General features: G+C 70.1%; 6 protein-coding genes and 1 pseudogene. 2 read left to right on the plus strand and 5 right to left on the minus strand.

Annotated features, from left to right (window positions below):
* The 5 genes and pseudogenes from E1211_RS29645 to E1211_RS29665 all read right to left on the minus strand — a co-directional run.
* Positions 1–2209, minus strand: a pseudogene (locus E1211_RS29645) (hypothetical protein); the annotation flags it as partial.
* A gap of 45 nt (positions 2210–2254) precedes the next feature.
* Positions 2255–2629, minus strand: a complete 375-nt coding sequence (locus E1211_RS29650) for a hypothetical protein (RefSeq protein WP_132353135.1) — start codon at positions 2627–2629, stop codon at positions 2255–2257.
* A complete protein-coding gene (locus tag E1211_RS29655) occupies positions 2622–3023 on the minus strand; it encodes a YbaB/EbfC family nucleoid-associated protein (RefSeq protein ID WP_132353137.1) in 402 nt (133 codons plus the stop codon). Before E1211_RS29655 ends, E1211_RS29650 begins: the two co-directional genes overlap by 8 nt.
* 142 nt (positions 3024–3165) lie before the next feature.
* Positions 3166–3456 (minus strand): WXG100 family type VII secretion target, encoded by a 291-nt coding sequence (locus E1211_RS29660; RefSeq protein WP_132353139.1) that lies wholly within the window; start codon positions 3454–3456, stop codon positions 3166–3168.
* A 33-nt stretch (positions 3457–3489) separates the two neighbouring features.
* Complete coding sequence (locus tag E1211_RS29665) at positions 3490–3849, minus strand: WXG100 family type VII secretion target (RefSeq protein WP_243709755.1); 360 nt, start codon at positions 3847–3849, stop codon at positions 3490–3492.
* Positions 3850–4096: 247 nt separating this feature from the next.
* On the opposite strand from E1211_RS29665, the gene E1211_RS29670 reads away from it, so the two are divergent.
* On the plus strand, positions 4097–5131 hold the full coding sequence (locus E1211_RS29670) for a hypothetical protein (RefSeq protein WP_132353141.1): 1035 nt from the start codon (positions 4097–4099) through the stop codon (positions 5129–5131).
* A 19-nt stretch (positions 5132–5150) separates the two neighbouring features.
* On the plus strand, positions 5151–6312 hold a 1162-nt coding region (locus E1211_RS29675), incomplete at its 3' end, for a hypothetical protein (RefSeq protein ID WP_207915554.1).

The following is a 6312-nucleotide window of genomic DNA, read 5'->3' on the forward strand; positions in this document are numbered from 1 at the left end:
GTGTATAAGAGACAGGGCCGGTGGTGTCCCGGAGCGACCCGGGCGGCTCCGACCGGGTGCGTTCGGGGGGCGGGGCGTCGCCCGGCTCGCGCTGCTCCGGCCGGCTCGGGTCGTCGCCGATCCGGTCCGGCGTCGTCTCCCGCGTGGAAGGACCCTCCGGGCCGCGGTCGCCGGTCGGCCCGCCGTCGGCGGGCGTCCGGTCGCCCGGTGGCGGCGCGGAGTCGGGCGTCGGGCGCTGCGGCGACGCGTCGGTGGGTGTGCGGTCGGCGACCGGCGCACTGTGGTCGGTGGTCGGCCGGGTGACGTCTCCGACCGGCCGCGACGGGTCCGTGGTCCGGATCCCGACATCTGCGGTACGACCGCCGGACGTCGGATGGGCGGGCTGACGCGGGCCACCTCCGCCGCCACCGCCGTCCCCACCGCCCGTCCCACCGACCAGGTTCGTACGCTGCGGGACGTCGGTGCTGGGCAGCTGCGCGAGGGGCGTGTGCGGGGCGGACGGCTCGGACCGGATGACATCCCCGTCGACCACGTTCGGGGTGGGCGACTGGGTGCTGTCCCGGGAGAGGACCGTCCCGTCGGCGCCGATGGTTCCACCGTCGATCCGGACGCCGCTGCCGTCGACCCGCTGCCAGGACGCACCGTGCTCGCTGTACGTGACCTGCAGCCCGTCGGCCCGGTCGAAGGCGCCGATCCCCTCGGGGAGCACCACCACGTCGTGGCCGATCCGCAGGGTGCTGCCGACGTTGACGGCCTCCATCTTGTTCTGCGCGCCGAAGATCGCGCCGGCCTTGGCGCCCTCCGCTCCGCCGTGCAGGATCTCGGTGACGTTCTCCCTGGTGATGTTCGTGAAGTCGAGCTTGCCCTGGGCGGCGAGGGTCGCCGCCGACATGCCCGCGCCGACCACCCCGCCGCCGACGATGTGCCCGGTGATACCACCGAACATCGAGGCGCCGAAGACGCCGCCCTGGAGCGTGGACATGCCCAGCTGCCCCAGGTCGAGGCTGGCCCGCTCACCACCGGCGATCTGGTACATCTGGCCGAGCAGGTCACCGGCGCCCATGAAGCCGGCGCCGAAGGCCACCCGGGTGCCCACGTACTTGGCCAGCTCCCGGCTGAACGTGGTGGCGGCGATCTCGCGGGCCGCGTACTGGCCCAGCGCCTCGCGACTGACCTGCTCGAACACCTCGCTGCCGGCCATCCGGGTCAGCGAGGTGCCCGCCGCACGTCCGGCGAGGTCGGTGCCGACCCGGGCCCCGAACTTGCGGAGCAGCTGCTCCTCGATCTCTTTCGCCAGCTGGTTTCGGGCGGCGAGCAGACCACGCCCGGCGAGCCGGCGGGACTCCAACCCGGCCTCGCGGCCGAGCTGGCGGAGCAGCTCGCGGTTGGTGACGCTGCGCAGCCACTGCCCGGCCATCCGGTCGGCCACCGAACGGGCGATGACGTTGCGGGGCAGGACGCCGCGCGCGAAGGTGGTGCCGCCCTGCCGGAGCAGGGTGGGCAGGGTGTGCCGCATGAGCGTGGGCAGCTCGTGCCGGATCAGGTTCGGTAGCTGGGTGGTGACCAGGCGGGGCAGCTGGGTGCGGACCAGATTGGGCAGCTGGGTACGGATCAGGGTGGGCAGCGCCCGGGTCACCAGCGCGGTAGCCTCGGCGAGCGCCGCGCGTACCGAGATGCTGCCGATCGCGCGCATCGCGTTGCTGGCGGCGGCACCGATCGCCGCACGACAGGCGGCGAAGGCTCCCGGGATTCCGGCGGTGGAGAGGCCGAGCGACGGAATGGCCGCGGCGACCAGCATGAAGAGCGAGACCGCGAGCATGATCAGGCCGATCAGGGCCATGAACTTCATGAGCTCGACCTGCAGCCCGTAGCTCTGTACGGCCTGCTCCATCGAGGCGAGGGTGTCGACCGATCCGGCCAGCGACTCGATGTACTTGTACCACTGCTCGGCGAAGGCGGCCGATGCGCCGTCACCGGACCAGTTGTTCAGGATGCCGTCGGCCGCGTGTGCGGCCTCCTCGTAGAACGTCCCGAGTGCTTCAGCGGCGTCAGCCCAGGTGTCGGCCAGGTCGTAGACGGCGCCGATGTCGGACTCGGGGATCTTGCCGATCAGGATCTCGCCGACGGTGGAGCGCACCCCGGGGATCGCGGCTTCGAGGTCCGAGAACCACTCCAGAATCTCGGCGAGCGCGTGGTCACTGTCGCTCACGCGCAGTCCTCTCCCTCACCGCCGTGCTTCACGACGGGGCCACGGTCAGCTGCGGCCACCGGCCCGGTTGATCTGGTCGCGGTTGTCGTCGTCGGTGCCGGTGTAGCTCCACATGGCGTCGGCGGCGTACTTGCCGAGCTGGACCATCGCCTCACCCAACTTCGGCATGCTGCTCTTGACGGCCTCGTTCATCGGCTGCGCGCCACCGCCGGGCACCTCGATCGACTTGTGGTACGTCTTGAGGAACTCCTCGACGAACTCGTCGCCGCGCGGCAGCGTGCCGTGCGCGGACTCCATGGCCGTGACCGCGCCGAGCTTCGACGTCATGGTCGAGGCGAGCGACTGACCGCTGGCGCTGATCCGGTTGGCGATGCCGATGATGTCGGCGACGCTGGACTTGATCTCGACGAAGCTACTCATCGTCGTCCCCCTTCACGAGCACATCGGCGTCGTGGCTGTGCAGCAGCTTCTGCAGCTGGTTCCCGCCGGGCGCGATCCGCCGCAGGTCGGGGGCGAGGCTGCCGTCGAGGATCTCCTTGGACTGCTCGGCGGCGTCCTCGACGGCCATTCGGACGGTGGCCACGATCGTCGCCGCCAGCGCTTTCGAGTTGGGGTGCCGGAAGACCCGCGGGTCGATCTCGAGCTCGAGCAGGTGACCGCGGGGCCCGACCACCGCCTTGATGGTCTGGTCGTCCGACCAGGCCGTGCCGGTGACCTTAAGCATCTTGCTCTGCACCTCGTCCATTCCGGACCAGGCCTTCTTGAGGTCACCGATCATGGCGCTCAACGCGCCGAAGTTCGGCCGCTCCTCCATCGCCCCTCCCCCAAGGTCGCCGACGGAAGCCTATCGAAGTCCCCGCCGGGTGGCCGTCCCCGCCGGTGCCGCCGGTCGGACCGACGATTGATCGGTGGAGCCGGCCGCCTCCACCGTGGACGGAGGCGGCTCGGCCCGCCCGTCACATGCCGGCGGCGATCGCCTGGTCGACCTGCTGCATCCGATCCGCCGAGGCACCGAGCTTGACTCCGACGCGCATCAGCGCGCTCTTGATCTCTTCGGCGCCCTGGTTCCACTTCTGCCGGGCCTCGTCGCAGGCCTGACCCGCGGCACCCTGCCAGTCCGCAGCGAAGAGCTGGGTGAACTGGGTGTACAGGTCCTGGAGAGCGCCGTCCATGTGGCCCTGGTAGGTGCCGATGGCGGTCGCCACGTCCGAGATCTGGCCGAAGTTGTAAGTGATGGGACTGGTCACGGAATTGTCACCTCTCGCTCGTCGCCTGCGGCCTCAGCCACGCAGGATGCTCATCACGCTGGTGTCGCCGGTCTCGGCGGCGGCGTTGCGAATCTCGGTCGCCGCGTCCTCGTCGTTCATCCCGTACTGCGTCGCGGCGTTGGTCATCTTGCCGGACAGCTCGTCGAGCGCCGTGATGATCGTCCGCAGACCGTCGTTGAGCTGAACTGACACGTCCTGCAGGGCGTTGTTCGCCGAGCCCCGCATTCCCCCGCCGCCCAGGGTCTGGATCCGCTCGATGAGCTGGGCCATTCCCTGCGCGAGACTCTCACCGGTGTCGTTGCACCGCTGGGCCATCGCGTTGAGCTGTTCCTGGGTGGCGTGAACCTGACCCAGTCCTGGAGTGTCGGTCAAGGTGGACTCACCCGCTCCTCTGCTCGCGCCCCCCGTTCAGGGAAGCGTCCCCTTGATGTGGTGGCCGAATGCGGCCGATGCTGACGGTAGCGTCCCGTGCCGAATCGGGCCACCTCGATCGGTCCGATGTGGTGGATGATGACAGGTCGTGACCGATCGCCAGTACTCGTGCGTTGCCGACTGAAGCTAGGCTGGGCATCGATCTGTGCACACTCGGGCGGGGGCCCGCCGCACCAGGGGAGGGTCGGTGGCGGAGGAAAATCCTTACCAGCGGGAGACTGATCTCAACACCCGCACGGACTGGCTCGCCGATCAGAAGCCGGTCGACGTCGACATCGACGGCATGGTCGACTACGGCAAGAACATGGTCACCATCCAGGAGAACCTGCAGAACCACGGCGGCCAGTTGAGCCTGCTGGCGGAGCTGCCGAACAGCGCCTGGGAAGGCGCGGTGCTGCCCGAGGCCGGATACATCAAGGGCCAGATGGCCGGCAACTACGGCGAGCTGCAGCGCTACATCACCTACCTGGGCACGGCGCTGACCAACACCGGCATGGCGGCACAGACCATCGCCGACGCCTACTCCTCGACCGACGGCTGGTCCGCGGCGTCGCTGGACGCGGTTCGGTTCGCCTTCGGCGACGCGAACGCGCCGCGGCCGCCTGGCCTGCCCCCCTTCGTCACCGGCAAGACCTACTGGGACCAGCAATTCGAGTCGCTGTCCGCGGCCGACCACGGCGGAGGCGGGGAGCAGCAGAAGTTCACAGACACCGGCCAGCCGACGGTCAACCCCGACGGCAGCGTCACCCACACGTCGCTCGCCGAGGACGGCAGCGTGCGTACTCTCACCACTCAGACGCTGCCGGGCGGCGGGACGTTGACCACGATCGTCACCAAGGACCCGTCCGGCAAGGTGACCAGCACCAGCAGCAGCCGGACCAGCACGGTCGTACGGGACGACTCGACGATCACCACGACCACCAACTACGACGCGAACGGCAAGGCGACCGGCGGCAGCCGGCAGACCACCACGTACGGCGAGGACGGCAGCAACACCCGGACCGACGAGCAGCTGGACGCCGACGGCGAGACGACGTCGAGGTCGGTCGACCGGCAGAACGCCGACGGCACCCGGCACGTCACGGATACCGACGGCGAGGGCAACGTCACCCAGGAGCTGCACGTCGGGCAGAACACCGACGGAGTGGATCCCAGCGAGGTCTGCGACTCGCCGACCAGGAACGCCCTGGACGAGATCAAGCGGCACGACTACGGCATCTGAGCCAGGGAGGAAAGACGCCATGGCGGACTACTGGGGTGCCCGCGCGATCTATCCACACGGCGGCCCCAGCGGTGAGGGCACCCGCTACGTCACTCCGCCGCAGCAGACGGATCTGCAGTTCACCCCGCCCCCGTCCGACGAGGGCGGGGCCACGATCGAGGCGATTCGCCAGCAGGTGTTGGGCCAGCACCCGGAGGACATCTCCGCGCTGGCCGACCAGTGGCAGAACGCCTACAACCTGCTGCAGAGCATCCACCAGCAGCTCTTCAACGCCAGCCAGGCGCTGCACGACGAGACCTGGAAGTCACCGCAGGCGCGGGACGCCTTCCTGCAGGCTGGTCCGGGTAAGACCCTGGCCTACCTCGATGAGTGGATGGACGCCACGCTCAACAACGTCGCCGCGCTGCGGGCGATGGTAGGCATCGCCCGCGACTCTCGGGCGGAGATGGACCGGCTCTGGACGGAGTACCAGAACGCCATCAACGACGCCAAGAACGCGGACGGCTGGACACAGTTCTCCGAGGGCTTCAAGCAGGGCTTCACGCTGGGTCTCTACGACGGCGAGAAGGGCATCCAGGCGGCGGAGGCCGAGGCGGTCCAGGAGAAGCAGAAGGAGTACAACCGCAAGGCACAGCAGTTGGCCCACCAGACGGCCAACGAGTACTTCGACACCATGAGCAAGGTGAGCGGCGGGCACGGCCCGCCGTTCTTCCCGATGGACGCCGTGCTCAACCTGGTGGGTCACCCGCCGTGGCACGGCCCGACCGGGGTTCCGCCGGTGGCACCCCCGCCGGTCGCGCCTCCGCCGGTCGCGAAGCCACCCGTGGCGAAGCCACCCGTGCCGGTCAGGACGGTGCCCAGGCCGACCGATCCGGCGGAGATCCAGAAGCAGATCCTGGAGAAGATGCAGCCGCCACCGACGGTGGTGACCCCGACGCCGACGCCGTCGGTGGCCCCGCCGCCGGTCGCGACGCCACCCATGGTCGTGCCTCCGCCGGTCCGGACCGGGCCGCAGGCGACGAGCGTGCCGCGGCCCAGCGTGACGCGTCCACCGGGGCTCGACGGGCTGAACGCCGCCGAACGCGGCGCGATGCGCAACGGGGTGATCCGGGGCGGCACGGGCGCGCCTGTGGCGGAGCCACCGCAGGCCTCGCTGCGCTCCCCCGGCGCCACCGCCACCC

Origin of the sequence: Micromonospora sp. 15K316, assembly GCF_004348525.1 — a bacterium.
Classification (GTDB): domain Bacteria; phylum Actinomycetota; class Actinomycetes; order Mycobacteriales; family Micromonosporaceae; genus Micromonospora.

Excerpts from the sequence above, each read along its gene's own strand:
- E1211_RS29650 (WP_132353135.1), bottom strand. The coding sequence starts at position 2,629 with ATGAGTAGCTTCGTCGAGATCAAGTCCAGCGTCGCCGACATCATCGGC.
- E1211_RS29655 (WP_132353137.1), bottom strand. The coding sequence starts at position 3,023 with ATGGAGGAGCGGCCGAACTTCGGCGCGTTGAGCGCCATGATCGGTGAC.